Here is a 22785-nt window from a genome sequence, read left to right as displayed (position 1 = left end):
ACGACGCCTGCGCGAACAGCCTCACCGTGGACAGCCCCGTCACCCGACTGCCCCGCCCCATCCGGCACCCAGACCCGGTGTCGGTTTTGGCGGATCGGCAAGATCGCCTTCGGCAAGCTCGCTGCCTTGAAAGCTGGCCAGATCCTCTACAAACTCCCACAGGCGTAGGAAGGTATAATCGACCTTTGCCAGCTCTTCCTCCACCAGCGCCGGGTTCGACCGGTCGAGCGCGCGCAGGTCGCGCATCACGTCGCCGACCATCGGCTTTATCTCCTGCGCACATTCCCCGGCAAAGCGCCGCAGAACACTCTGAACCTCAGAGCGCTTCTGCTCCTGCGTGGTGATGCCCAGTTGCAGTGCTGTCTTTTGCAGGGCGTTGAAAGCCGAGCGCCGCAAAGTGCTTTGCGAAAGCTCATCCTTGGCGATGTAATCGCTACACCCGCCGCGCAGCGCCTCAATCGCCACCTCGGTTTGATCCGTCCCGGTGACCATCACGGTTGCCGCGGCACCGTTCTGCGGATGGGCCCGGATCATCTGCAGCCCGCGCAACCCGTCCCCATCGGGCAGGTTGTAATCCAGTAAGATCAGGTCAAACTCCCCCTCATCCAACTGCTGGGCTAGGGCGGCGATACTCTCCGCCTCGGACATTCGGATGGGAAAGTCGAGCCCACCGCAAAGCCGTTTGATCCGCATGCGATCAAACCGCTGATCATCCACGATCAGGATACGCGCCACAGTGCCCGGCGTAGTCGTACCGCCTGCCGTATCGCCCGCGCCGGCCTCATGCCTTGCCACGCTCATCAGCTGTCCCCCTGCATTGCCCCGACATCTAGGCGCAGGGAGCCTAACAAATGATTAACCCCCACCTATTCGCCACCGCCCCTGCAGAGGAATGTTGCGGTGACGCGGCGGGGCGGCTACATGAGCCGCCATGAGTGAAACAGAACGCCCCCGCCGCAACTTCTATGGCCGCCTCAAAGGCAAATCCCTGAAGAAGTCGCAAAAGACCTATATCGACGAGGATCTCGACGCATTGTCGCCGGGGGCCGTCGATTGGGAGAGCAATCCCGACCGCACACCGCTGGACCTCGACACGCTCTTTGACGGGCGCAAGGTCTGGCTGGAAATCGGCTTTGGTGGCGGAGAGCATCTGGTGCATCAGGCGGGGCAAAACCCGGACGTCGGCATCATCGGCTGCGAGCCTTACATCAACGGTGTTGCGATGCTGCTGGGCAAAATCCGGCGGGCGGGCGTCGATAACCTTGCCATTCATCCCGGTGACGTGCGCGATATGTTCGACGTGCTGCCCGAAGCCTCCATCGACCGGGCGTTTTTGCTCTATCCCGACCCTTGGCCAAAAACCCGCCACCACCGCCGCCGCTTCGTCACGCCCGAGCATCTGCAGCCTCTGGCCCGCGTGTTGAAACCCGGTGCGATTTTCCGCGTGGCGACGGATATCGAAGACTACGTGCGCCAGACCCTTGAACAGGTGCCGCAGCACGGGTTTGACTGGCTGGCCGAAGGGCCGGAGGACTGGCGTGCGCCTTGGGATGATTGGATCTCGACCCGCTACGAGCAAAAAGCGCTGCGCGAAGGGCGCACCCCGCATTACCTGACCTTCCGCAAACGCTAAGCCCGAGCGCCTGATACCACCCTGATTACAATCCATTGCACGCGCGGCGATGGACGCTGCCGCCCGCCTGCGATAATAGGGGCCTCAAGCAGATTAGAGGTACCTCATGTCCAGTCACGGCAGCCCCATTCCCATGTCATCGCGCGCCTGCGGGCCGCTTAGCGGCACCGCCGAGGTGCCCGGCGACAAGTCGATCTCGCACCGCAGCCTGATCCTTGGTGCCATGGCCGTGGGCGAGACCACGATCACCGGGCTTTTGGAGGGGCAAGACGTGCTCGACACCGCCAAAGCCATGCGCGCTTTCGGGGCCGAGGTGGTTGACCACGGCGGCGGCTCCTACTCCGTCCATGGCGTTGGCGTTGGCGGCTTTGCCGAACCTGACAATGTAATCGACTGCGGCAACTCCGGCACCGGCGTGCGGCTTTTGATGGGGGCGATGGCGACCTCTGCGATCAGCGTGACATTCACCGGCGATGCCAGCCTCAACAGCCGCCCGATGGCCCGGGTGACCGATCCGCTGGCCCTGTTCGGCACGCAATCCGTGGGCCGCGCCGGGGGCCGCTTGCCCATGACATTGGTGGGCGCGGCTGAACCTATGCCGGTGCGCTATACTGTCCCGGTCCCTTCGGCGCAGGTCAAATCCGCCGTGCTGCTGGCCGGGTTGAATGCCCCCGGCAAAACCGTCGTGATTGAGGCGGAAGCCACGCGCGACCATACCGAGCGGATGCTGGCAGGCTTCGGCGCCGAGATCACGGTTGAGGACACGGACGAGGGCCGCATCATCACCCTGACTGGCCAGCCCGAGTTGAAGCCGCAACATATCGACGTGCCGCGCGACCCCTCCTCCGCCGCCTTCCCCGTTTGCGCCGCACTGATCGTACCCGGATCGGATGTGCTGGTGCCGGGCATTGGGCTGAACCCCACGCGAGCGGGCCTGTTCACCACCCTGCGCGAGATGGGCGCGGATCTGACCTATGAAAACGAACGGACCGAGGGCGGCGAGCCTGTCGCTGACCTGCGCGCGAAATTCTCCCCCAATCTCCATGGCATCGAAGTCCCCCCCGCGCGGGCGGCGAGCATGATCGACGAATACCCCGTGCTCTCGGTCGTGGCGGCCTGTGCAACCGGCGAAACGGTGATGCGCGGCGTCAAGGAACTGCGCGTCAAAGAAAGCGACCGGATTGAGGCCATGGCCAGCGGGCTGCGCGCGAATGGGGTTGAGGTCGAAGACGGGCCGGATTGGTGGATCGTCAAAGGGCTGGGCCACGGCAATATTCCCGGAGGCGCGACCTGCCAAAGCCATCTCGACCACCGCATCGCCATGTCGTTCCTGATCCTCGGCATGGTCGCGCAAAACCCGGTGCAGGTGGATGACGGCGGCCCCATCGCCACGTCCTTCCCGATTTTCGAGCCGCTGATGGCGTCCTTGGGGGCACAGGTCGAACGGCTGCCTGCGTGATAGGCGACCGGCTCATCTGGCTCAGCCTCTGCGCCGCATTGGCCTTTGCAGCCCTTGCGGGCTTTGCCGAAACCTACCTGCGCGCGGGGGGCATGGGGGTCTTGGATGGGCGACTTTGGGGCTATGATCTGGCCGAGGCACGCGCCTATCTCGCCGCCCTCAGTCCGAGGCAGACCGCACTTTACCTCGGCCAGTTCCGGCTGGCTGACACCGCCTTCCCCGCGCTTTTGGCGCTGGCGCTGTTACTGTGGTTTCGGCGTTGGTCGGCGGGCGGGCTTCGGCTGGCCCTGACGCTGGCCGTCGCGCTCTACCTCGGGGCGGATTACACCGAGAACATGCTGATCGCGCGGCTCATTGAACTGGGGCCAGAACGGCTGACGGCACAAGCGGTCGCGACCGCCAGCCTGTTTACGCAGGCGAAATGGATGATACTGGCGGCCTGTTTCGGAGCAGCCCTGCTGCTTGGTCTACGGGCGCGCAACGAAAGGAACCTGCAATGACGAAGAACACCAGCGGCGGCATGACCGTCGCCATCGACGGCCCCGCAGCGGCGGGCAAAGGCACGGTCGCCAAGGCTGTCGCGGCGCATTTCGGCTTTGCGCATCTCGACACCGGGCTTTTGTACCGCGCGGTGGCCGCGAAAACCCTTACCGGGATGGACGCCGAAGAGGCCGCGCAAACCCTCGCCCCTGTCGATCTCGAAGACCCCAGCCTGCGCAACCCGGATGTCGCGCAGGAGGCCAGCAAAGTGGCGGTGATCCCCGCGGTACGGGCTGCCCTCGTGCGGTTCCAACGCAGCTTTGCCACCCGCGCGGGCGGTGCCGTACTGGACGGGCGCGACATCGGCACAGTAATCTGCCCCGACGCACCGGTGAAACTCTTCATCACCGCCAGCCCCGAAGTGCGCGCGCAGCGCCGCTTTGCAGAGCTTGCGGGCAAAGGCATCGCGATCACCTATGAAACCGTGTTGGAAGACGTCAAACAGCGCGACCTTCGCGACATGAGCCGCGACCAAGCGCCGCTGAAACCGGCCGACGATGCCAAGCAGATCGACACGACTGAGATGGCGATTGAAGATGCGGTCGCCGCTGCGGTCGCTCTCATTGAGGCCAAACAGGCCGAGCGGGGCTAAACGCCGCGAAGCCTAGGGGGTGGGCGCGACCGCCCACCCCGATATCGTTATACGGCCGCCTTAAGCTGCTCGACCAGATCGCGGCGCTCCCAGCTGAAACCGCCATCCGCATCAGGCGCGCGGCCAAAGTGGCCATAGGCCGCCGTGCGCTGGTAGATCGGCTTGTTCAACTGCAGATGCTCGCGAATGCCGCGCGGGGTCAGGTCGATGATCTGACGGATCGCCTTTTCAATCGCCGCGTCATGCACGTCGCCAGTGCCATGGGTGTCGCAATAGATCGACAGCGGCTCGCTCACGCCAATCGCATAGCTAAGCTGAATGGTGCATTTCTTGGCCATCCCCGCTGCCACGACGTTTTTGGCCAAATAGCGCGCCACATAGGCGGCGGAGCGGTCAACCTTGGTCGGGTCCTTGCCTGAGAACGCACCGCCGCCATGGGGCGCGGCTCCGCCATAGGTGTCGACGATGATCTTACGACCCGTGAGGCCCGCGTCGCCATCCGGCCCGCCGATGACGAAAACGCCCGTGGGGTTCACGTGCCAGACGGTGTCATCGTCGATCCAGCCCTCGGGCAGCACTTCGCGGATGTAAGGCTCAACGATATCGCGGATATCGGCGCTGGTCTGGCGTTCGCTCTCATGCTGGGTCGAGAGCACGATGGAGCTGACCCCCACTGGTTTGCCGTTTTCATAGCGCACCGAAAGCTGGCTTTTGGCGTCGGGCCGCAGGGTGGGCTCGGTGCCGTCCTTGCGCACTTCGGCCAGACGCCGCAGCACCGCATGGGCGTAGTGGATCGGAGCGGGCATCAGCTCGGGCGTCTCGTCGGTGGCGAAACCGAACATGATGCCTTGATCGCCTGCGCCCTCTTCCTTTTCACCCGACGCATCAACGCCTTGGGCGATATGGGCGGATTGGGGGTGCAGCAGGTTGGTGATCTCACATGTCGCGTGGTGGAACTCATCCTGCTCATAGCCGATGTCTTTGATGCAGGCGCGGGCGATGTCTTCGACACCGGCCAGATATTCGTCAAGCTTGGCCTTGTTGGCCAGACCGACCTCACCGCCAATCACGACGCGGTTGGTGGTGGCAAAGGTCTCGGCGGCGACCCGCGCTTCGGGTTCCTCGCTGATGAAAGCGTCGAGGATCGCATCGGAAATCCGGTCGCAGACCTTATCCGGGTGCCCCTCGGAAACGGATTCCGAAGTGAAAGTGTAGTTCTGACGGGACATGTAGTGCTCCAATAAAAATTACGCACCACGTCAGGAAGCCGTTGTGGTGCTCTGCCAATGGCTTAGACAACCGCTGGTGGATGGTCAATCGGCATTCCCGGGGCTGCGGCGGCGGGCCACAGCAAGCCCTGCAAGGCACAGCGCCAAGAGCAACGAAAGCGGCAAATCTCCGCTCCGGCTATAGAGTGTGGGCGGCAAGGGCGCGGGCAGTGGCGCGTCGATGAACCCTTCGGTGTTCAGCGCCAGCGATGCGGTCACACGCCCCTGCGGGTCGATCATCGCCGAGATCCCAGTGTTGGCCGCACGGGCCATCGGCAGCCCCTGCTCAATCGCCCGCATCCGCGCTTGGGCAAGGTGTTGGCGCGGCCCTGCGGCCTTGCCGAACCATGCATCATTGGTGACCTGCATCAAAAACGCGGGCCGCGCCGGTGCGGCGTTCACGTCATGGGCAAAGACGGCCTCATAGCAGATCAGCGGCAATGCCGCGCCGAGCGGTCCGATATCCAAAAGCTGCGCACCCGGCCCGCTGGAAAAGCCGTTGCCCTCCTGCGCGGCGAGCCCGTGTATCCCGAAACGCGCCATCAGATCGCCCAGCGGCATATATTCGCCAAAGGGCACGAGATGGTGTTTGTCATAGACCTGTCCGACCGCTCCATCGGCATCCAGCACCACCAGCGAATTGTAATAGCGCATGTTCGACCGGCGCTGCACGCCCAGAGCCACCGGCACGTCAGAGGCGGCTCCAATCTCGGCCAGCGCACTGCCCGCCATATCCAGCGCCCATGGGATCGCGGTTTCGGGCCAGATTACCAGATCAGGCGCTTGGCCCCCGTCTTGCGGCGCGGCGGCGGTATAGTCGAGTTGCCGTGTGAAGAAGAATTCGAAATTGTCGGCGTTCCACTTCTCTCGCTGGGTCGCATTGGGCTGCACCAACCGCACCACATGATCAGTCAGAACCGCTGGCGGCGCTTGCGGTGGCAGCAGCAAGAGCAGAACGGTCGACAGCGCCAGTGTCCCCTGCCCCAATCGCAGCGCCAAAGGGCCGCGCAGCAGCAAGATCGCGGCGATGGCAAAGAGCCAGAGGTTCAGCGCATAGGGTCCAACCCAAGCCAACCCCTGCCCGGCCATCACGCCGACCAGCGCCTGCGCGGGCATGGCCCATGGGAAACCGGTGAAAATATAGGCGCGCAGCAGTTCCACCGCCGCCCAAGCCAGCGCCAAGGCCAGCCCGCGCCGTGGCGCAACCCAGCGGGCCAGACCAAAGGCCAGCCCCCAAAACAGCGCCATGCCCGCCGCCAGCAGGATCAGCGCAAAGGGCGCCATCCAGCCGTGGCGGGCCACATCGACCAAGAAGGGCGACACGATCCATTGCAGCGCGTGCAGGAAATAGCCAAAGCCAAAGCCCCAACCCAACAGCGCCGCGCGAAACGGGCCGCCAGATCGCGCACGGTACAGCCAAAACGCCGCCACCAGCCCGGCAAAGAGCATAAGCGGCAGTTCATAGGGTGCTTGCCCGAAGGCTGCGACGGCGCCGGCGATCGGAGCCAGCAACATCCGGCCCCGCATCGCCAGCCGTTGCCTCATCCCCCGGCCCCTTGGGTGCGGACCCGCAACCTTTTGATGCGGCGTGGATCGGCGTCGATCACTTCGAACTCAGGGCCATCGGGGTGCAAAACCACTTCGCCGCGCGCCGGAACCCGGCCCGACAGCATAAAGACCAAACCACCAAGGGTGTCGATCTCCTCCTCGTCGACGGTCTCATGGTCGGTCAGGGAATGGCCGATCTCAGCCTCGAAATCACCCAATGGTGTCTTGGCCAGTGCCAGATAGGTGCCGGGTTTTTCGACCGTCCAATAGGTGCCCTCGTCGACATCATGTTCGTCTTCGATTTCGCCTATGACCTGTTCGATCAGGTCTTCGATGGTGACAAGCCCGTCAACGCCGCCATATTCATCAATCACCAAGGCCATATGGCGCCGCTCCGCCTGCATCTTGGTCAGCAGCACGCCGATGGTCATCGACGGCGGCACATAGACCAAGGGGCGCAGCATGGCGCGCAGATCAAATTTGGTGTTTTTGCCGTTAAAACCGTGGTTCAGCGCAAGGTCTTTCAGGTGGACCATGCCGACGGGCGTGTCCAGCGTGCCGTCGTAAACTGGCAGGCGGGTCATGCCGCTTTCCTTAAACACCGCCACCAGCTCATCCAGCGTGGCGCTGACCGGCACGGCGGTGATATCCGCCTTGGGCACCGCCACATCATCGACCCGCATCCGGCGCAGATTGATCATGCCGTGACCCGTGGGCCGCTCGGCCTCTGCCGATGCCTCTGGGGTGTCATCTTCGCTGTCCGATGGGCTTAGCGCCTCGAACACCCGAGAAAAGAAATTACCGGTGCGCATTGCGCTATCGTCCGGCAGCTCATGTCTATCTTCATCCGCAAGCGCGCTCTGCGCCGCCTCAGATGATCCGTCTGTATCGCCCATTGGGTCCCGTCTGTGTTGCAAAGCCCCTTAAGGCCCATTTTCCTTATATGGGTCATCATAACCCATTTTGCCAAGTATTTCGCGCTCTAACCCCTCCATCAACATGGCGTCGGGGTCATTTTCGTGGTCATAGCCCAGAAGATGCAACAGCCCATGTACGATGAGATGGGTCACATGCGCATTCAAAGGCTTGGCCGCCGCATTGGCCTCGGCGGCACATGTCTCATAAGCCATGGCGATGTCGCCCAGTTCAAGCATTCCGTCAATGCCGGGGGCGACGGGCAGCGGATCGCCGCCCGGTATGGCCGCGCCGCGTTCCTCCGCAGGCCAGCTGAGCACATTTGTGGCACGCGCCTTGCCACGAAAATCTTCGTTCAGCACAGCAATGCGCGCATCATCGCAGGCCAGTAGGGTCATCTCTGTCGCCTCGGCGTCGAGGCCGAGATGCCCCAGAGTGGCGCGTGCTGCGGCATGGGCGAGCGGTTCAAGGTCGACCGCGTTCCAGCGGTCGTCCTCAATCACGATGTCGAAATCCTCTAGTATCACATCAAGCGGCACCGCTATCCGCCTCATAAGCCTCAATAATCGCCGCCACTAGCGGGTGGCGCACCACGTCCTTCGAGGTGAAGTAGTTGAAGCTAATACTTGGGATCGTTTTCAGCAAACGTTCGGCATCCTGAAGCCCCGACTGCACCCCGCGCGGCAGGTCGATCTGTGTGCGGTCGCCAGTAATTACCATGCGGGAGTTTTGCCCCAGACGTGTCAGGAACATCTTCATTTGCATCGACGTGGCGTTCTGCGCCTCATCCAACACGACAAAAGCATTCGACAGCGTCCGCCCCCGCATAAAGGCCAGCGGAGCGATCTCGATGCGCTTTTCCTCTAGCAGTTTCGCCAGTTGCTTGCCCGGCAGGAAGTCGTTCAGCGCGTCATAGAGCGGCTGCATGTAAGGATCGACCTTGTCCTTCATGTCACCCGGCAGATAGCCCAGCTTCTCGCCCGCTTCGACCGCAGGACGGGACAGGATGATCCGGTCCACATGGCCGCCGATGAACATCGACACGCCCACCGCCACCGCCAGATAGGTTTTGCCGGTGCCCGCAGGGCCGATGCCAAAGGCCAGTTCATTGTCGAACAGCGACTGCACATAGGCTTTTTGCGCATCGGTGCGCGGCTCGACCCGTTTCTTGCGGGTCTGGATCTCAATCGCGTCGCCCATCGGCATTTCCAACTGATCGCCCTGACGCACGCCAGTGCCCGCGCTGGAATTGCCCATGCGCAACATGCCGTCCACATCTGCAGGCTCAACCGAGCGCCCGCTTTCCAGCCGCACATAAAGCGCGTTGAGCAGGCTTTCTGCTTTCTCGACGGCCTCGCCCTCCCCCAAGATCTGCAGGTGATTGCCGCGCCGGATGATCTGCACCTCGAGCGATTTCTCGATGGCAGCCAGATGCGCGTCATAGGCGCCGCAGAGGTCGATCAAAAGGCGGTTATCGGGAAACTCCACCACCCGTTCGGCCGCGGTTTCCGGTGTCATCAGATCAGTTGAAGGCAATGCGCGTATCCTTTGTGAAGCACTAAATGGTGAGATAGTCAGGCGGGCAGGATTTACCAACCCGTAGCGACAAAAAGGGCCGAAGCGCAACGCGCTCCGGCCCGGTGTGTTTGATATGGCCCGCCAAGGTCAGTTCGGGTCTTTGATCTTGGAGCCACCTTTGAAGTGGCCCGCGGTATGTGTCGGCGGCGCCACGCCCGAGCAGACCGGCTTGCCGAATTTATCAAGCCGCGCCGAGAGATAGCCCTCGACCCCGTCATCGATGATCCAGTGGTCGCAGCCGTTTGGATCGACCCAGATGCCCGCTTGAAGGGTGCTGAGGTGCTTTGTGTCGATGCCGCGGTCAACGGTCTTGTCCGAAGGATACCCCCGTCCCAGACCGCCTTCGTAATCGGTACAGGCCGACAGGCCGACGGCACAGGCGGTGACCATGAGAAGTTTCGTCTTAATCACTTTTATGGTCCCTTCAGCGAATGCAGATAATTTCGACACGGCGGTTTTTGGCCATGTTCGCAGCGGAATTGTTCGGCACGGCAGGCATCCGTTCACCATAGCCACGCACATCAGCGATCTTGGCCCCGACTTGGTTGGCGACACGCGCCACCGAGTTTGCGCGGTTGTAGGACAGACGCATGTTATAGGCATCCGAGGCACGGCTGTCGGTATGGCCGGTGATGATGTAGGACACCGCGCCGGTCGACTGGAAGAAATTCGCCAGACGCGCGCGACCCTGGGCCGAGATGTTGTATTTGTCGGTGGCAAAGAACTGGTCCGCTTCCATCACACCGCAGACATCGCCACGGCGGCATACCGGGATGCCCTGACGGGTCGTATGCGGGGTCATATAACCCTCGGCCCCGTCATCCATGACCCAATGTTCACAGCCATCGGGATCGACCCAGATGGTCGGCGTGTAGACGCCCTTGTCACGGCCCTGTTGCGAGGGTGTCTGCGCATCGGCCGACGTGCTGGCCACAGTCAGCGCCGCCGCCATCGTCAGGCTGGCCATGGCGCGCAGTGCTTTGGAAATAGTGGGTCCCACAGCTTTTGTCCTATTCTAAATATTGATTCTTATTTTTGGCAAATGCGACCCCTCCCCGGACCCGCGCCTTGTTAGTATAGGGTTAGGTTAGGTAAAAACTGCCCTGCTGTGAAGCTGTGAAATCAACATTTTGTGGCCGAGCCTTGACCGATTACAACGAATCCTTCGCGCAATAACGGTGAAACCGATGACTGCGGCGGCCGTTTTCTGTTCACCGGAAAGACTGAAATTACCCTATTGCCTATGCCTTGGCGACAATCCCCGGCAAGGCCTTGAGATTGTTCTCAACCCCCTGACAGTGCCTTCGAATCTTCTTGAAACACGCACCTTTAGACCTAAACCTCTATCCATCGGATCGCGAGGGTGGGACTTCGCGCGGCTTTGCCGATCTTGATTGCTGCAATGATAACTGGGGGACCAACTCATGATGAAAATGCTACTCGCCACCGCCGTCACCGGCCTGCTTGCCATGCCTGCTTTTGCCGGGGGTGTGAAATACGCCTACCACAACCAGGGCAAGGCGCATCCAACGGGCAATGTGATCCACGTCAGCTGCTACCGCGGCCCGTGGAATGATGTGATCTGGGACCGGCCAAACTCGGTCTTCGTGGATAGCCTCGTGGCCGTCGGCTATGACTTCTCCACCGCCCATGCCGTGGCCGAGCGTGTCTGCCGGGATCACACGCTGGTGGGCAACCCTGAGGGGCTGAAAGCGACGATGAAACGGATCTTTGCGGATGCCGCTTCGCATCGCAAGCACAACTACTGACAAGCTTAGGGTGCGCGGCAACGCGCACCCGCAACGGCCCTAGTGGCGGCCCGTTAGACCAAGACAGCCGCCAAAGAGTTTGTCTTGGCTTCGGTCACCCTTACGCGCTGAATGTCACCGATCTGCGCCGTGCAGTTCTCGATATGAACCGCGTGCAGATACTCTGACTTGCCAAGCATCTGACCGGGCAAACGGCCCTTCTTCTCAACCAGAACCGACACCTCGCGGCCCACCATCGACTGCTGGATCTCTTGTTGGTGCTGGGTGATTAACCCTTGCAGGCGCTGCAAGCGATCGTCGGCCACGGCTGCATCGACCAGCGGGCGTTCGGCCGCCGGGGTGCCGGGGCGGGTGGAATATTTGAACGAATAGGCATAGCCGTAGCGCACCTGCCGGACGAGCTCCATCGTGGCCTCAAAGTCGGCATCGCTTTCCTCGGGGAAGCCGACGATGAAATCGCCTGACAGCACAATATCAGGCCGCGCCTCGCGGATGCGTTCGAGCAGCTTCAGATAGCTCTCGGCGGTGTGGCTGCGGTTCATCCGTTTCAAGATGTGATCACTGCCCGACTGCACCGGCAGGTGCAGGTAAGGCATCAACTCGGGCACCTCACCATGGGCCGCAATCAGATCGTCGCCCATGTCGTTGGGGTGGCTGGTGGTGTAGCGGATACGCTCCAACCCGTCGACCTTGGCCAGCGCGCGGATCAGACCGGCCAGCGTCATGCCGCCGTGGTAAGCGTTTACGTTCTGGCCCAGCAGAGTGACTTCGCGCACGCCGCGCTCGACCAGATCGCGGGCTTCTTCCAGCACCTTCTCGGCGGGGCGAGAGACTTCGGCCCCCCGCGTATAGGGCACCACGCAGAAGGCGCAGAACTTGTCGCAGCCCTCTTGCACGGTGAGGAAGGCCGCAGGCGCGCGTTTCATCTTAGGGCGGCCCTTGAGGTGGTCGAATTTGTCTTCTGCCGGGAAATCGGTGTCGAGCGCGCTCTGCCCGCTCTGCACCTTCGCCTCCATCTCTGGCAAACGGTGGTAGCTTTGCGGGCCGACCACCAGATCGACAGCCGGCTGGCGGCGCATGATCTCTTCGCCCTCGGCCTGTGCCACGCAGCCCGCCACGCCGATCTTCAGATCGGGGCGCGCGTCTTTCAACGGCTTCAGGCGGCCCAGTTCGGAATAGACCTTCTCTGCGGCCTTTTCGCGGATGTGGCAGGTGTTGAGCAGGATCATATCCGCATCATCGGCCCGGTCGGTCGTGACATAGCCCTGACCGCCAAGGCTTTCGGCCATGCGTTCGCTGTCATAGACGTTCATCTGGCAACCATAGGTCTTGATGAACAGCTTTTTCGGTTGTGTCATGGCGGGCATCCAAGGGTTTTGACGGATTTCGGGCAGATGGCGTCGTCTAACAGCGGTGGCCGCGTCTTGCAATGGACCCGGAATTGACCGACCTTGCGGCACGGAAATACCAGCGGGGGCCTATGCGGTATCGCGATCTAGATCATCTTATCAAAGAGGCCCGCCCGGCGCTGGAGGCAGGCCCCATCGCCATGATCTTGGTCGAGGATGAGGTCGAGGTCGACACCACCCTGCGCCACCACCAGCAAGCGGGCTTTGACAGTGTGGTGGCGCTGATGCCCCCCGCTTTTGACCTGCCCCGCGACTTGCAGCAAAGCGTGCTGCGGGTGGACTATGACACCACCGCCGAAGCCGCGCTGGAAGGGGCCGTGAACCGCATGATCGCCGCGGTGCCGGGGCAATGGCTTTATTATTGCTACAACGCCGAATATCTGTTCCACCCCTTCAGCGAGACGCGCAACGTCAAGGAATTGCTGGCCTTTCACGGAGAAGAGCGGCGCGATGCCATGCTGGCCTATGTGGTCGACCTCTATGCGCTGGACCTCCAAATGCATCCCGATGCCGTCTCACTCGATCAGGCGCACCTGGACCGGTCGGGCTATTACGCGCTGGCGCGCAAGGATCCATCGCGGCAGGGGCATCCCAAGGAACGGCAGCTTGATTTCTTTGGCGGGCTGCGTTGGCGGTTTGAGGAACATGTGCCACCGCAGAGCCGCAAGATCGACCGCATCCCGCTGTTTCGCGCCAAACCGGGGCTGCTGCTGCGCGGCGATCACACGTTCAACGACGAGGAATACAATACCTACGCCTGCGCGTGGCACCATAATGTCACCGCGGCGGTCTGCTCTTTCCGCACGGCCAAGGCGCTGAAAAGCAATCCCGGCAGCCGCTATGATATCCCGACATTCCAGTGGCATAATTCCGAGCCGTTCGAGTGGCACTCCCGGCAGTTGATGGATTTGGGTCTGATGGAGCCGGGGCAGTGGTTTTGAAAAGCTTCCTTCGCCACCACACCGCCCGATGGCACACCGGGCATCGCCGTCCCTCCCCCCGGGGGGCGATTTCGCAACGCTTCACCAACCGGACACGCTAGGTCCAAGAACACCCGCCCCGCGCCACGTGACCATCGATCGCCCACCAGGGAGGGCGATGCCCTCAGCATTCCCCCTTGCACCGACCCGCCGATGCCGTCCCCAAGGTCAAAACCTCCTTGCACTCACCCGCCATGCACCTATGACGGAAGACAGCCTGAACGGGAGGGTCCGATGTCCGTCAACATGCTCGACACATTCATCAAGCCGATGCACCGCGAGGGCATCAAATTCGTGGCGATCTTCGCCGCCGTCACACTGGTGCTCTTCGCCATCGAAGAGGTGCTGGGCTGGATCGGCGTCGGCCTCACCATCTGGTGCTACTACTTTTTCCGCGACCCAGAGCGCGTCACGCCGGATAGGCCCGATCTGATCGTCAGCCCCGCCGACGGCATCGTCTCGCTCATTGAACCTGCCGTGCCGCCCGCCGAACTGGGCATGCCGGATGTGCCGCTGACCCGCGTCAGCGTCTTCATGAGCGTGTTCAACTGCCACATCAACCGCGCCCCCGTTGCGGGCAAGGTGCAGGCCGTGGCCTACCGCCCGGGCAAATTCTTCAACGCCTCGCTCGACAAGGCCAGCGCCGACAATGAGCGTAACAGCCTGTGTATCCGTATGGACGACGGGCGCGATCTGGCCGTGGTGCAGATCGCGGGTCTTGTGGCGCGGCGCATCGTTTGTTTCGTCAAATCCGGCGACGGGCTGGAAACCGGCGAACGCTTTGGCTTGATCCGCTTTGGTTCGCGGCTAGATGTTTACCTGCCCGAAGGGGTCGACCCGATGGTGCGCATCGGGCAAACCATGGTCGCCGGGGAAACCGTGCTGGCCGAGTTGAAACCGCCGGTGGCCCAGTCCACCCCCGTCTAGGATTGCTGCATGCGCCCCTCTTCTGAAAAGTCCGGCGCAGACCTTGCGCTGATCCAATTGCTGCCAAACGCCCTGACCATCACCGCGATCTGCGCGGGCCTTTCGGCGATCCGCTTTGGCGTGAATGGCAACTATGTGCTGGCGGTGCAACTGATCCTGCTGGCCTGCGTGCTGGATGGGTTGGACGGGCGTCTGGCGCGGCTCTTGCGGTCGTCCAGCCCGATGGGCGCGGAACTGGATTCGCTGGCCGATTTCCTGAACTTTGGCGTGGTGCCGCCGCTGATCCTCTACTTTTGGGCCTTGCAAGACATGGGCGGCGCGGCCTGGATTGCGGTGCTGATCTATGCGGTCTGCTGCGTGGTGCGGCTGGCGCGGTTCAACGTGAACGACAAAGCCGAAGCCGAAAAGGCCAAGAACGGCGACGCGGTGGGTGAAAGCGGCTCGTTCTTTACCGGCATCCCCTCGCCTGCCGGTGCGTTGCTGGTGCTGCTGCCGATGACCGCCTCCTTTGCCTTTCACAACCGGCCCATCGTGCCGGATTGGTTGATCTGCCTGCATATGGTGCTGATCGGATTTTTGATGATCAGCCGCATCCCCACGTGGTCGTTCAAGACCACCAAAGTCTCGCGCCGCCATGTAAAGTACCTGCTGGTGGGTGTGGCAATTTTTGCCGCCGCACTGGCGACCTATGCTTGGACCACGCTTGTCGTGCTCTGTGTGGCCTATATCGGCATGGTGATCTGGGGCCTATTGCGGGCGAAGAAAACGAATAAAACCAAAAGGATTTAAGATGGATATCAAGGCGGTCGAGACTTCTTATGCCCGCTGGGCGCCGATCTACGACAAGACCTTTGGCGCGCTGACCAGCGGTGGCCGTCGCCATGTGGTTACCCATATCAACAAGGGCGGCGGCACAGTGCTCGAAGTCGGCGTCGGCACCGGATTGTCGCTGCCGCATTACGCGTCACATCTTTCAGTCACAGGTATGGATTTCAGCGATGAGATGCTTGCCAAAGCCCGCGAGCGCGTCGCGCGCGAAGGGCTGACGCATGTAGCCGACCTGCGCCAGATGGATGCGCGCGACCTTGATTTCCCCGACGCCAGCTTCGACACCATCGCCGCCATGCATGTGCTGTCGGTCGTGCCCGAACCTGAGCGCGTCATGGAAGAGATCGCCCGCGTGCTCAAACCCGGCGGTCAGGTGGTCATCGCCAACCACTTCATGCGGACCACCGGCGTGCTGGGCTTTCTTGAAAAGGTCTCAGCCCCTTTCGCCAATACGCTTGGCTGGCATTCAGATTTCGAGATGGAGACCGTGTTGCAACAAGACGCGCTGCAGGTCGAAGACGAACGCGCCTTGCCGCCAATGGGCATGATGACGTTTCTGGTGCTGCGCAAACGCGGCTGATCGCTCACGCGGCGGGGCGCGCCCCGCCCGTTCAGGATTTCCGGCGCAGGCGGATCACCACATCGACCGAGGCAATCTCGGCCCCATCGGGCGCATCGGGAAGCTGCGCGATCACCAATTGCTCAGAAGGCGCGTCGGTCAGCTTGCTGTCGTCTTCCCAAAAGAAATGCGGGTGGTCGTGGGTGTTGGTGTCGAAATAGCTTTTCGAGCCATCCACGGTCACTTCCTGCAACAGCCCCGCATCACAAAAAGCGCGCAGCGTGTTGTAGACCGTGGCCAGCGACACGGCCTCGCCCTGCCCCTTTGCGGCCTCAAACAGGCTTTCAGCGGTGACGTGGCGATCTTGGCCATCGCCCACCAGAAGGCTCGCCAGCGTGACACGTTGGCGCGTAGGGCGCAGCCCGGCCTGAGCCAGCCAGCGCGTTCCGACCTCTTGTTCCTGTTCGGACATCAGTTCCCTGCCTTTCAGGGTCATATAAAGGAGGAAATCCCCGGTTTTCAATTGAAAACCTCAAGCCAATCGTCGCAGCCCCCCGCGCGCGGGCCTTGCAGCATGCCGGAACGCGATGTTAAACGGGGCCGATGTTATAACAGAGCAGCAGGAGAGCCGCAGGATGGCCGACTACCCCACGAGTTTCGACAAGGAAGATCTGCTGAAATGCGCCCGCGGCGAGCTTTTCGGCCCCGGGAACGCACAGCTTCCCGCCCCGCCGATGCTCATGATGGACCGGATCACCGATGTCTCGGCCGATGGCGGCGCCCATGGCAAAGGCCATATCACCGCCGAGTTCGACATCACCCCGGACCTGTGGTTCTTCGAATGCCACTTCCCCGGCAACCCGATCATGCCCGGCTGTCTGGGCCTTGACGGTCTGTGGCAATTGACCGGTTTCAACCTCGGCTGGCGCGGCTGGCAGGGGCGCGGCTATGCGCTTGGCGTGGGCGAAGTAAAGCTGACCGGCATGGTGCGCCCTGAGCGCAAGATGCTGACCTATAAGATTGATTTCACCAAGGCGATCCAGACCCGCCGCCTGACCATGGGCGTGGCCGATGGCATCGTCGAAGCCGATGGCGAGGTGATCTATCAGGTGAAAGACATGAAGGTCGCGCTGAGCGAAAGCTGAGCCGAGGCGACATTCCGATATGAAAAAGGGGGCCTGCGTGGCCCCCTTTTAGTTTGCATAAGCCGTTCAGAGCGTCTGCATCTCTTGCACCTTGCCATCGTGGCGCCCGGTCACTGCAGCCTCGGCCAAAACGGCGGCGACATCAGCGCGATGTGCCTTGCCTTTCTGATCGACACCTTCGCCGAGATTGATCGCATTGGTCTTGGGGTCATCGGTCAGCGCCACAGGCCGCAGGATCGAATGGGTCAGCCCAGAGGCTTGCAGGTGCGCGTCTGCTGCCTGCTTCGCCTTCAGGTAATGGGTCATCTCATTGTCCTCCGGCGGATTGTCGGCACCGACAGAGCTCAGCATGACGAAACGCTCAACATCGGCCTCGCGCGCCAGATCGACCAGATGTTGCGCGCCCTCGCGGTCGACCTTCTCGGTCATCTCTGGCCCTGTGCTACCGCCAGACCCGGCAGCAAAAACCACCGCATCGACGCCGTCACAGACACCCGCCTGCAGATTGGTCAAATCACCCTTCCGCTGCTCGGTGCCCTCCGGCAAAACCGATGTGTCTGAACCGTCGCGCACCAGCGCGATGGGCTCGGCTCCTCGGTCTTTCAATTCACTGACGAGCAAACGCCCGGTTTTGCCGGTCGCACCGGCGACAAGTACTTTCATAGTCATCTAGAACCTCTTGCAATCTATCGTTCAAATCGGCGAGCGGCATGCAGCACCGCCCGCCCTTTGCCATTTAGGACGGCAGAAAAATCGCCTTGGCGTTGACGAATTCGCTCATGCCAAAACCGCCATGTTCACGTCCATAACCGGAGTTCTTGACCCCGCCGAAGGGCATATTCGGATCCGCCAACCCAAAACCGTTGATCCGGATCATCCCGGTGTCAAACTCGGCCCGAGCCAACTCAAGTGCGCGGTCTTCATCTTTCGAGAAGATACCGCCGCCAAGACCATAGCGGCTGTCATTGGCAATGCGCATCGCATCTTCATCGTCCTTCGCGCGGATCACCGAGGCGACAGGGCCGAAGATTTCATCGTCATAGGCGGGCGAGCCGGGCTTTACATTGCCCAACACGGTCGAGGGATAGTAGGCACCGGTACGATCGGGCACTTCGCCACCGCAGAGCAGTTCGCAGCCCTTTTCGACGCTTTCCTTAACCTGATCGCGCACTGTTTCGAACTGCTCTTGGCTCGACAACGGGCCAAGGCCGGTGCTTTTGTCCATCGGGTCGCCCATCTCGATCGATTTCATCTGCTCGACAAAAGCTTTCACGAAGGCATCGTAGTTTTTGTCGGTCACGATAAAGCGTTTCGCCGAAATGCAGGTCTGGCCATTGTTGTAAATCCGGCCAGCAGCAGAGAATTTCACCGCCGTGTCGATATCCGCGTCATCCAACACGATGAAGGCATCGTTCGAGCCCAGCTCCAGCACCGATTTCTTGAGATACTTTGCCGCCAGCGACCCAATGTGGCTGCCCGCCTTGTCAGAGCCTGTCATGGTCACGCCGCGCACCAGATCATGGGCGATCAGCTTGTCGCTGGTGTCATGGTCGATGATGACGACGTTAAACAGGTCTTTCGGCAGGCCCGCCTCTTCGCAAATTTCCTTAAGACGCAGCGCGCTGCCGGTACAAATCTGGGCATGTTTCAGGACGTTACCATTGCCTGCCATCAGGTTTGCCGCCAAAACGCGGACCGGCTGGTAAAAGGGGAAGTTCCAAGGCTGGACCGAATAGATCACGCCTATCGGCTGATAGGTCACCACGCCGTTTTTCTTTCCATCCATCAACTCGCGGGTCTCGTCCTTGAGCTTTTCCGGGCCCGCATCGGCGGTCCAGTCGAAGATCGCGGCGCAGAGGTCAACTTCGTCAAGGCTGTCTTGATAGAGCTTACCCACCTCGCGGGTCATCAACTCAGCCAGTTCCTCTTTGTTCTCGCGCAGCTTTTCGGCAATCTTTTTCAAATAGGGCGCGCGCTCAGTATGGGAGAGCTTGCGCCAATCCTTAAAGGCCTCATGCGTGGCTTCGACCGCGCGGAGCGCCTCGGCTTCGGACATGACGTTGTAGGTGTTCAGTACCTCTTCGGTGGCGGGGTTTACCGTCTTGATCTCGGGCATTCTGTTCTCCTTTATGTCTCGCTGGGCAAACACAGCCCGTCCAGCGCGCGTTCCATCACAGAACCTTGACCGCGAACTTCGCGCCCGCAGGACCGGCAAACCGCTTGCGCCGTATGGGCGTGCTGGCATACACCGGGGCTGCCAAAACAAAGGAGTGCTGCGCATGCGCCGCGTCGTCGTCACAGGGTTGGGGATTGTCTCATCCATCGGAAATAACGCCGAAGAAGTGCTCGAAGCACTCAAGAACGGCACATCCGGGATCGAAGCCAGCCCGGAGATGGCCGAACACGGGTTCCGCAGCCGCGTCGCCGGCACGCTCAAGATCAATCTGGCCGATCATATCGACAAGCGCACCCTGCGCTTCATGGGGCCGGGCGCGGGTTATGCCTATGTGGCGATGGATCAGGCGATCAAGGATGCCGGGCTGAGTGAAGATCAGATCAGCAACCCGCGCACCGGTCTGGTGGCAGGCTCCGGCGGGCCGTCGACCAGCGCCATGTTCGCAGCGCATAACATCGTCAAAGACACCGGGGCGACCAAGCGCATCGGGCCTTTTGCCGTGCCGAAATGCATGTCTTCGACTGTCAGCGCGAACCTTTCGACCGCGTTCAAGATTAAGGGAATTAACTATTCCATCACCTCCGCCTGTTCCACCTCGCTGCATTGCATCGGCAACGCGGCCGAGCAGATCATGCTGGGCAAGCAAGACGTGATGTTTGCCGGTGGCGGCGAAGAGTTGGACTGGACGCTGTCGTGCCTCTTCGACGCGATGGGCGCGATGTCGTCCAAGTACAATGACGCGCCCGAAACGGCGAGCCGCGCCTTTGACGCGGACCGCGATGGTTTCGTGATCTCCGGCGGCGGCGGCATGCTGGTACTCGAAGACCTCGACCACGCGCTGGCGCGCGGTGCGAAAATCTATGCCGAAGTGACCGGCTATGCCGCCACCAGCGACGGCCACGACATGGTTGCGCCCAGCGGTGAAGGCGGCGAGCGCGCGATGCGTCTGGCGCTCGACACCCTGCCCGAAGGCCGCAAGGTCGGCTATATCAACGCGCACGGCACCTCGACGCCCGTCGGCGACGTGGGCGAAATCGAAGCCGTCCGCCGGGTCTTTGGCCAAGGCAGCACGCCGCCAGTAAGCTCGACCAAGTCGATGACCGGCCACGCGCAGGGCGCTGCGGGCGCACTGGAGGCGATCTTCAGCCTGCTGATGCTCGACAACGATTTCATCGCCCGGTCGATCAATGTGCAAAACCTCGACCCCGCGCTCGATCCTTCGGAGATTGCGCTGGAGCGCGTCGACAACGCGGGCCTCGATTCCGTGATGACCAACTCCTTCGGGTTTGGTGGCACCAATGGGTCGATGATCCTGTCAAAGTATAAGGGCTGAGGGCGCGATATGTCAGGAATGCTTGAAGGAAAACGCGGCCTTATCATGGGCGTGGCCAACGAACGGTCTATCGCTTGGGGCATCGCGAAAGCGATGTCCGAGGCCGGGGCCGAACTGGCCTTTACCTATCAGGGCGAAGCCTTTGGCAAACGCCTTGAGCCGCTGGCGCAGAGCGTCGGATCGGACTTCATGGTCGATGTCGATGTGACCGATGACGCCTCGCTCGACCGTGCTTTTGATGAGCTGGGCGCGCGCTGGCCGACGATTGACTTCGTCGTGCATGCCATTGCTTTCTCAGATAAATCCGAGCTGACGGGCCGGTTTCTGAACACCAGTCGGGCGAACTTCAAGAACTCGATGGATATCTCGGCCTATTCCTTCATTGACGTTGCACGCCGCGCGCATCCGCTCATGGTTGAGAACGGCGGCACGCTGCTGACGCTGACCTACATGGGGTCGAACCGCGTGACGCCGAATTACAACGTGATGGGTGTGGCCAAGGCGGCGTTGGAAAGTGCCACGCGCTATCTGGCGAATGATCTGGGGCCGGAAGGCATCCGCGTAAACGCGATTTCACCGGGGCCGATGAAGACACTGGCGGGGGCTGCCATCGGTGGCGCGCGCAAGACCTATAAGCACACGGATCAAAACGCGCCGCTGCGGTCGAATGCGACGTTGGAGGCTGTTGGTGGCACGGCGGTTTATCTGGCATCGGATGCGGGGGCCTGCACCACGGGCGAGATTGTCCGGGTCGATGGGGGCTTTCATGTGCTGGGGATGCCGCAGGCGGAGCATCTGTAAAGGGTTTTGACATCCTAGGCCCGGAAACAAGCCGCAGGCGCCGGGCCATCGCCTGCCCGTCCCCACGGGGAGGCGATTTGGCAAGACTGGGCGCGCCTTCGCGAGGGCGCGTTACCGCTGCACCATAAAGTGGCACGGATCACCGCTGCAATCGCCACCCCACGGGCAGGCGCTGGCCCTTAGTCTCTACCGCAACACATCCGTCTGCCAGAGCCAGATTTTCATCCCGCCATGCGCAATCGCTGGCCCCTGCGGTTTCCATGGCAACCCAGTCGCCCGCGCCAAGGGCGGCTCTGACGTTACCAGCCCCACACGCCAACCGCGGAACCGCGTCTTCAGCGTCTCGCCCAGCGTCCCATACAAAGGATAAAGCAGCTTCTTATTCCCGATCCGCCCTCCGTAAGGCGGGTTCACGATCACCAGTCCCGGCGGTCCCTCGGGCGGCTGCACCTCCCCTGCCCCGTGGCAGGCGAAATGACACCACGCGCCCACGCCCGCACGCTCGGCATTGGCCGTGCTCATGCGGATTGCACCTGCGTCCCGATCCGAGCCGTAGAACCGCGCGGCAGGCGCGGCCACCGCCCCACCGCTGCGCATCTCTTCCCAAACTCCAGCATCAAAACTCGCCAAATCCTCAAAGGCAAAGCTTCGGCTGCGCCCCGGTTTCACCCCCGCCGCAATCTCCGCTGCTTCGATCAGAAACGTCCCCGAGCCGCACATCGGGTCCACCACTGGCTCGCCCGGCGTGTACCCACAGGACCGCAGCATTAGCGCCGCCATATTCTCGCGCATCGGCGCCTTGCCCACGGCCTCTTTATGCCCGCGTTTGTGCAGCGCCTCGCCAGAGGTATCGAGGCTGAATTGCACCGCATTGTCGTGGATGCGCACCTTGAGCACCAATGCTGCCTCGGCATCCACCGTGATGCCATGGCTTTCATGCAGCGCCGTCTCAACCCGCTGCTGCGCGGCCCCGGCATGGTAAATCTTCGACGCTTTGCACGTCACCTGCACCTTCACCGGCACATCGGCACGCAGCACGTCACCAAAGGGAAACTTGCGGCAGCGCTTGTCCAACTGCGCCAGATGGAAGGCCATAAACCCGCCGATCCGCGCCAGCACCCGGCCCGCGCCGCGCAGCTCTAGGTTCGCGCGCCAAACCTCGGGCCAGCCGCCCTGCACAGTCACCCCGCCGGGCTGCGCCTGCGCTTCGGCAAAACCTTTTTCCTGCACCTCGGCGCAAAGCAAATCCTCAAGCCCGGGCGGGCAGACAAGGAAAATCTCGAATGTATCTGGGGTATCCATGGCCCCTGCATAAGCGCCTGCGC

At 61.9% G+C, this 22785-nt stretch carries 25 protein-coding genes and 1 riboswitch; of the genes, 12 read left to right on the top strand and 13 right to left on the bottom strand.

Going from position 1 to position 22785, the window contains the following annotated elements:
• Positions 1-39: 39 nt before the first annotated feature.
• The gene (locus K3762_RS05945; protein WP_132445776.1) at positions 40-801 is read right to left on the bottom strand and encodes a response regulator; all 762 of its coding nucleotides are present in this window, start codon (positions 799-801) and stop codon (positions 40-42) included.
• Positions 802-931: 130 nt separating this feature from the next.
• On the opposite strand from K3762_RS05945, the gene K3762_RS05940 reads away from it, so the two are divergent.
• From K3762_RS05940 to K3762_RS05925, 4 genes are all read left to right on the top strand, one after another.
• Positions 932-1633, top strand: coding sequence for a tRNA (guanosine(46)-N(7))-methyltransferase TrmB (locus K3762_RS05940; RefSeq protein WP_132445773.1), 702 nt, complete (start codon positions 932-934; stop codon positions 1631-1633).
• A 106-nt stretch (positions 1634-1739) separates the two neighbouring features.
• Positions 1740-3092, top strand: coding sequence for a 3-phosphoshikimate 1-carboxyvinyltransferase (aroA, locus tag K3762_RS05935; protein ID WP_132445770.1), 1353 nt, complete (start codon positions 1740-1742; stop codon positions 3090-3092).
• Entirely contained in the window at positions 3089-3592 is a 504-nt protein-coding gene (locus K3762_RS05930) for a hypothetical protein (protein WP_260012290.1), read from the top strand. Before aroA ends, K3762_RS05930 begins: the two co-directional genes overlap by 4 nt.
• Positions 3589-4224, top strand: a complete 636-nt coding sequence (locus K3762_RS05925; RefSeq protein ID WP_260012287.1) for a d(CMP) kinase — start codon at positions 3589-3591, stop codon at positions 4222-4224. Before K3762_RS05930 ends, K3762_RS05925 begins: the two co-directional genes overlap by 4 nt.
• A gap of 47 nt (positions 4225-4271) precedes the next feature.
• Here K3762_RS05925 and metK read toward each other — a convergent pair whose 3' ends face one another.
• The 7 genes from metK to K3762_RS05890 form a co-directional block, all read right to left on the bottom strand.
• Positions 4272-5453: a methionine adenosyltransferase gene (gene metK / locus K3762_RS05920; protein WP_132445761.1), complete on the bottom strand. Its 1182-nt coding sequence runs from the start codon at positions 5451-5453 to the stop codon at positions 4272-4274.
• A 4-nt stretch (positions 5454-5457) separates the two neighbouring features.
• A riboswitch (SAM-SAH riboswitch) is annotated at positions 5458-5506 on the bottom strand.
• A 31-nt stretch (positions 5507-5537) separates the two neighbouring features.
• The gene (gene lnt, locus K3762_RS05915; RefSeq protein ID WP_260012283.1) at positions 5538-7037 is read right to left on the bottom strand and encodes an apolipoprotein N-acyltransferase; all 1500 of its coding nucleotides are present in this window, start codon (positions 7035-7037) and stop codon (positions 5538-5540) included.
• Positions 7034-7936, bottom strand: a complete 903-nt coding sequence (locus tag K3762_RS05910) for a hemolysin family protein (RefSeq protein ID WP_007120802.1) — start codon at positions 7934-7936, stop codon at positions 7034-7036. The genes lnt and K3762_RS05910 overlap by 4 nt, the downstream gene beginning before the upstream one ends.
• Before the next feature lie 27 nt (positions 7937-7963).
• Positions 7964-8509, bottom strand: a complete 546-nt coding sequence (ybeY, locus tag K3762_RS05905) for an rRNA maturation RNase YbeY (protein WP_120350579.1) — start codon at positions 8507-8509, stop codon at positions 7964-7966.
• The gene (locus K3762_RS05900) at positions 8484-9473 is read right to left on the bottom strand and encodes a PhoH family protein (protein ID WP_067627305.1); all 990 of its coding nucleotides are present in this window, start codon (positions 9471-9473) and stop codon (positions 8484-8486) included. The genes ybeY and K3762_RS05900 overlap by 26 nt, the downstream gene beginning before the upstream one ends.
• A 147-nt stretch (positions 9474-9620) precedes the next feature.
• Positions 9621-9923 carry a hypothetical protein gene (locus K3762_RS05895; protein ID WP_386283760.1) on the bottom strand — a complete coding sequence of 101 codons (303 nt, stop codon included), beginning with the start codon at positions 9921-9923 and terminating at the stop codon, positions 9621-9623.
• Positions 9924-9957: 34 nt separating this feature from the next.
• On the bottom strand, positions 9958-10500 hold the full coding sequence (locus tag K3762_RS05890; protein WP_386283763.1) for an OmpA family protein: 543 nt from the start codon (positions 10498-10500) through the stop codon (positions 9958-9960).
• 457 nt (positions 10501-10957) lie between these two features.
• Between K3762_RS05890 and K3762_RS05885 the strand changes: the two genes are divergently transcribed.
• Complete coding sequence (locus K3762_RS05885; RefSeq protein WP_067627307.1) at positions 10958-11302, top strand: hypothetical protein; 345 nt, start codon at positions 10958-10960, stop codon at positions 11300-11302.
• A gap of 53 nt (positions 11303-11355) precedes the next feature.
• Here K3762_RS05885 and miaB read toward each other — a convergent pair whose 3' ends face one another.
• Positions 11356-12660: a tRNA (N6-isopentenyl adenosine(37)-C2)-methylthiotransferase MiaB gene (gene miaB / locus K3762_RS05880; RefSeq protein ID WP_120352163.1), complete on the bottom strand. Its 1305-nt coding sequence runs from the start codon at positions 12658-12660 to the stop codon at positions 11356-11358.
• Between the two features lie 122 nt (positions 12661-12782).
• Between miaB and K3762_RS05875 the strand changes: the two genes are divergently transcribed.
• From K3762_RS05875 to K3762_RS05860, 4 genes are all read left to right on the top strand, one after another.
• A complete protein-coding gene (locus K3762_RS05875) occupies positions 12783-13652 on the top strand; it encodes a hypothetical protein (RefSeq protein WP_132445750.1) in 870 nt (289 codons plus the stop codon).
• Positions 13653-13925: 273 nt separating this feature from the next.
• A complete protein-coding gene (locus K3762_RS05870) occupies positions 13926-14618 on the top strand; it encodes a phosphatidylserine decarboxylase (RefSeq protein ID WP_260012270.1) in 693 nt (230 codons plus the stop codon).
• A gap of 9 nt (positions 14619-14627) precedes the next feature.
• On the top strand, positions 14628-15407 hold the full coding sequence (gene pssA / locus K3762_RS05865) for a CDP-diacylglycerol--serine O-phosphatidyltransferase (RefSeq protein ID WP_260012269.1): 780 nt from the start codon (positions 14628-14630) through the stop codon (positions 15405-15407).
• A 1-nt stretch (position 15408) separates the two neighbouring features.
• Complete coding sequence (locus K3762_RS05860) at positions 15409-16026, top strand: class I SAM-dependent methyltransferase (protein ID WP_120350575.1); 618 nt, start codon at positions 15409-15411, stop codon at positions 16024-16026.
• 31 nt (positions 16027-16057) lie between these two features.
• Here K3762_RS05860 and irrA read toward each other — a convergent pair whose 3' ends face one another.
• Positions 16058-16477 carry an iron response transcriptional regulator IrrA gene (gene irrA, locus K3762_RS05855; protein ID WP_120350574.1) on the bottom strand — a complete coding sequence of 140 codons (420 nt, stop codon included), beginning with the start codon at positions 16475-16477 and terminating at the stop codon, positions 16058-16060.
• A 163-nt stretch (positions 16478-16640) separates the two neighbouring features.
• On the opposite strand from irrA, the gene fabA reads away from it, so the two are divergent.
• Positions 16641-17150, top strand: a complete 510-nt coding sequence (gene fabA / locus K3762_RS05850) for a bifunctional 3-hydroxydecanoyl-ACP dehydratase/trans-2-decenoyl-ACP isomerase (RefSeq protein ID WP_007120814.1) — start codon at positions 16641-16643, stop codon at positions 17148-17150.
• 66 nt (positions 17151-17216) lie between these two features.
• Here fabA and K3762_RS05845 read toward each other — a convergent pair whose 3' ends face one another.
• Together K3762_RS05845 and K3762_RS05840 are read right to left on the bottom strand one after the other, a co-directional pair.
• Positions 17217-17819: an SDR family oxidoreductase gene (locus K3762_RS05845; RefSeq protein WP_386280195.1), complete on the bottom strand. Its 603-nt coding sequence runs from the start codon at positions 17817-17819 to the stop codon at positions 17217-17219.
• A gap of 67 nt (positions 17820-17886) precedes the next feature.
• On the bottom strand, positions 17887-19266 hold the full coding sequence (locus K3762_RS05840; protein WP_260012266.1) for an NAD-dependent succinate-semialdehyde dehydrogenase: 1380 nt from the start codon (positions 19264-19266) through the stop codon (positions 17887-17889).
• Positions 19267-19429: 163 nt separating this feature from the next.
• Between K3762_RS05840 and fabB the strand changes: the two genes are divergently transcribed.
• Together fabB and K3762_RS05830 are read left to right on the top strand one after the other, a co-directional pair.
• Positions 19430-20659, top strand: coding sequence for a beta-ketoacyl-ACP synthase I (fabB, locus tag K3762_RS05835; RefSeq protein WP_132445741.1), 1230 nt, complete (start codon positions 19430-19432; stop codon positions 20657-20659).
• 9 nt (positions 20660-20668) lie between these two features.
• Entirely contained in the window at positions 20669-21460 is a 792-nt protein-coding gene (locus tag K3762_RS05830; RefSeq protein ID WP_132445738.1) for an enoyl-ACP reductase, read from the top strand.
• A gap of 186 nt (positions 21461-21646) precedes the next feature.
• Here K3762_RS05830 and K3762_RS05825 read toward each other — a convergent pair whose 3' ends face one another.
• Positions 21647-22762, bottom strand: coding sequence for a class I SAM-dependent RNA methyltransferase (locus K3762_RS05825; protein ID WP_132445735.1), 1116 nt, complete (start codon positions 22760-22762; stop codon positions 21647-21649).
• Positions 22763-22785 lie beyond the last annotated feature (23 nt).

The sequence above is a fragment of the Sulfitobacter sp. W074 genome (assembly GCF_025142275.1).
GTDB lineage: Bacteria > Pseudomonadota > Alphaproteobacteria > Rhodobacterales > Rhodobacteraceae > Sulfitobacter > Sulfitobacter profundi.
Note: the sequence above shows the minus strand (reverse complement) of the source record. Positions and strands in the feature narration are given on the sequence as shown.

What these genes read in the sequence shown, in the direction of transcription:
- K3762_RS05870 (WP_260012270.1), top strand. Translation starts at nt 13,926, where the DNA reads ATGTCCGTCAACATGCTCGACACATTCATCAAGCCGATGCACCGCGAG.
- fabB (WP_132445741.1), top strand. Translation starts at nt 19,430, where the DNA reads ATGCGCCGCGTCGTCGTCACAGGGTTGGGGATTGTCTCATCCATCGGA.
- K3762_RS05925 (WP_260012287.1), top strand. Translation starts at nt 3,589, where the DNA reads ATGACGAAGAACACCAGCGGCGGCATGACCGTCGCCATCGACGGCCCC.
- pssA (WP_260012269.1), top strand. Translation starts at nt 14,628, where the DNA reads ATGCGCCCCTCTTCTGAAAAGTCCGGCGCAGACCTTGCGCTGATCCAA.
- aroA (WP_132445770.1), top strand. Translation starts at nt 1,740, where the DNA reads ATGTCCAGTCACGGCAGCCCCATTCCCATGTCATCGCGCGCCTGCGGG.
- K3762_RS05945 (WP_132445776.1), bottom strand. Translation starts at nt 801, where the DNA reads ATGAGCGTGGCAAGGCATGAGGCCGGCGCGGGCGATACGGCAGGCGGT.
- K3762_RS05895 (WP_386283760.1), bottom strand. Translation starts at nt 9,923, where the DNA reads ATGGTCACCGCCTGTGCCGTCGGCCTGTCGGCCTGTACCGATTACGAA.
- K3762_RS05900 (WP_067627305.1), bottom strand. Translation starts at nt 9,473, where the DNA reads ATGACACCGGAAACCGCGGCCGAACGGGTGGTGGAGTTTCCCGATAAC.
- K3762_RS05830 (WP_132445738.1), top strand. Translation starts at nt 20,669, where the DNA reads ATGTCAGGAATGCTTGAAGGAAAACGCGGCCTTATCATGGGCGTGGCC.
- K3762_RS05825 (WP_132445735.1), bottom strand. Translation starts at nt 22,762, where the DNA reads ATGGATACCCCAGATACATTCGAGATTTTCCTTGTCTGCCCGCCCGGG.
- K3762_RS05940 (WP_132445773.1), top strand. Translation starts at nt 932, where the DNA reads ATGAGTGAAACAGAACGCCCCCGCCGCAACTTCTATGGCCGCCTCAAA.
- K3762_RS05875 (WP_132445750.1), top strand. Translation starts at nt 12,783, where the DNA reads ATGCGGTATCGCGATCTAGATCATCTTATCAAAGAGGCCCGCCCGGCG.
- lnt (WP_260012283.1), bottom strand. Translation starts at nt 7,037, where the DNA reads ATGAGGCAACGGCTGGCGATGCGGGGCCGGATGTTGCTGGCTCCGATC.
- fabA (WP_007120814.1), top strand. Translation starts at nt 16,641, where the DNA reads ATGGCCGACTACCCCACGAGTTTCGACAAGGAAGATCTGCTGAAATGC.
- irrA (WP_120350574.1), bottom strand. Translation starts at nt 16,477, where the DNA reads ATGTCCGAACAGGAACAAGAGGTCGGAACGCGCTGGCTGGCTCAGGCC.
- ybeY (WP_120350579.1), bottom strand. Translation starts at nt 8,509, where the DNA reads ATGAGGCGGATAGCGGTGCCGCTTGATGTGATACTAGAGGATTTCGAC.
- K3762_RS05860 (WP_120350575.1), top strand. Translation starts at nt 15,409, where the DNA reads ATGGATATCAAGGCGGTCGAGACTTCTTATGCCCGCTGGGCGCCGATC.
- K3762_RS05885 (WP_067627307.1), top strand. Translation starts at nt 10,958, where the DNA reads ATGATGAAAATGCTACTCGCCACCGCCGTCACCGGCCTGCTTGCCATG.
- miaB (WP_120352163.1), bottom strand. Translation starts at nt 12,660, where the DNA reads ATGACACAACCGAAAAAGCTGTTCATCAAGACCTATGGTTGCCAGATG.
- K3762_RS05845 (WP_386280195.1), bottom strand. Translation starts at nt 17,819, where the DNA reads ATGACTATGAAAGTACTTGTCGCCGGTGCGACCGGCAAAACCGGGCGT.
- K3762_RS05890 (WP_386283763.1), bottom strand. Translation starts at nt 10,500, where the DNA reads ATGGCCAGCCTGACGATGGCGGCGGCGCTGACTGTGGCCAGCACGTCG.
- K3762_RS05840 (WP_260012266.1), bottom strand. Translation starts at nt 19,266, where the DNA reads ATGCCCGAGATCAAGACGGTAAACCCCGCCACCGAAGAGGTACTGAAC.
- metK (WP_132445761.1), bottom strand. Translation starts at nt 5,453, where the DNA reads ATGTCCCGTCAGAACTACACTTTCACTTCGGAATCCGTTTCCGAGGGG.
- K3762_RS05910 (WP_007120802.1), bottom strand. Translation starts at nt 7,936, where the DNA reads ATGGGCGATACAGACGGATCATCTGAGGCGGCGCAGAGCGCGCTTGCG.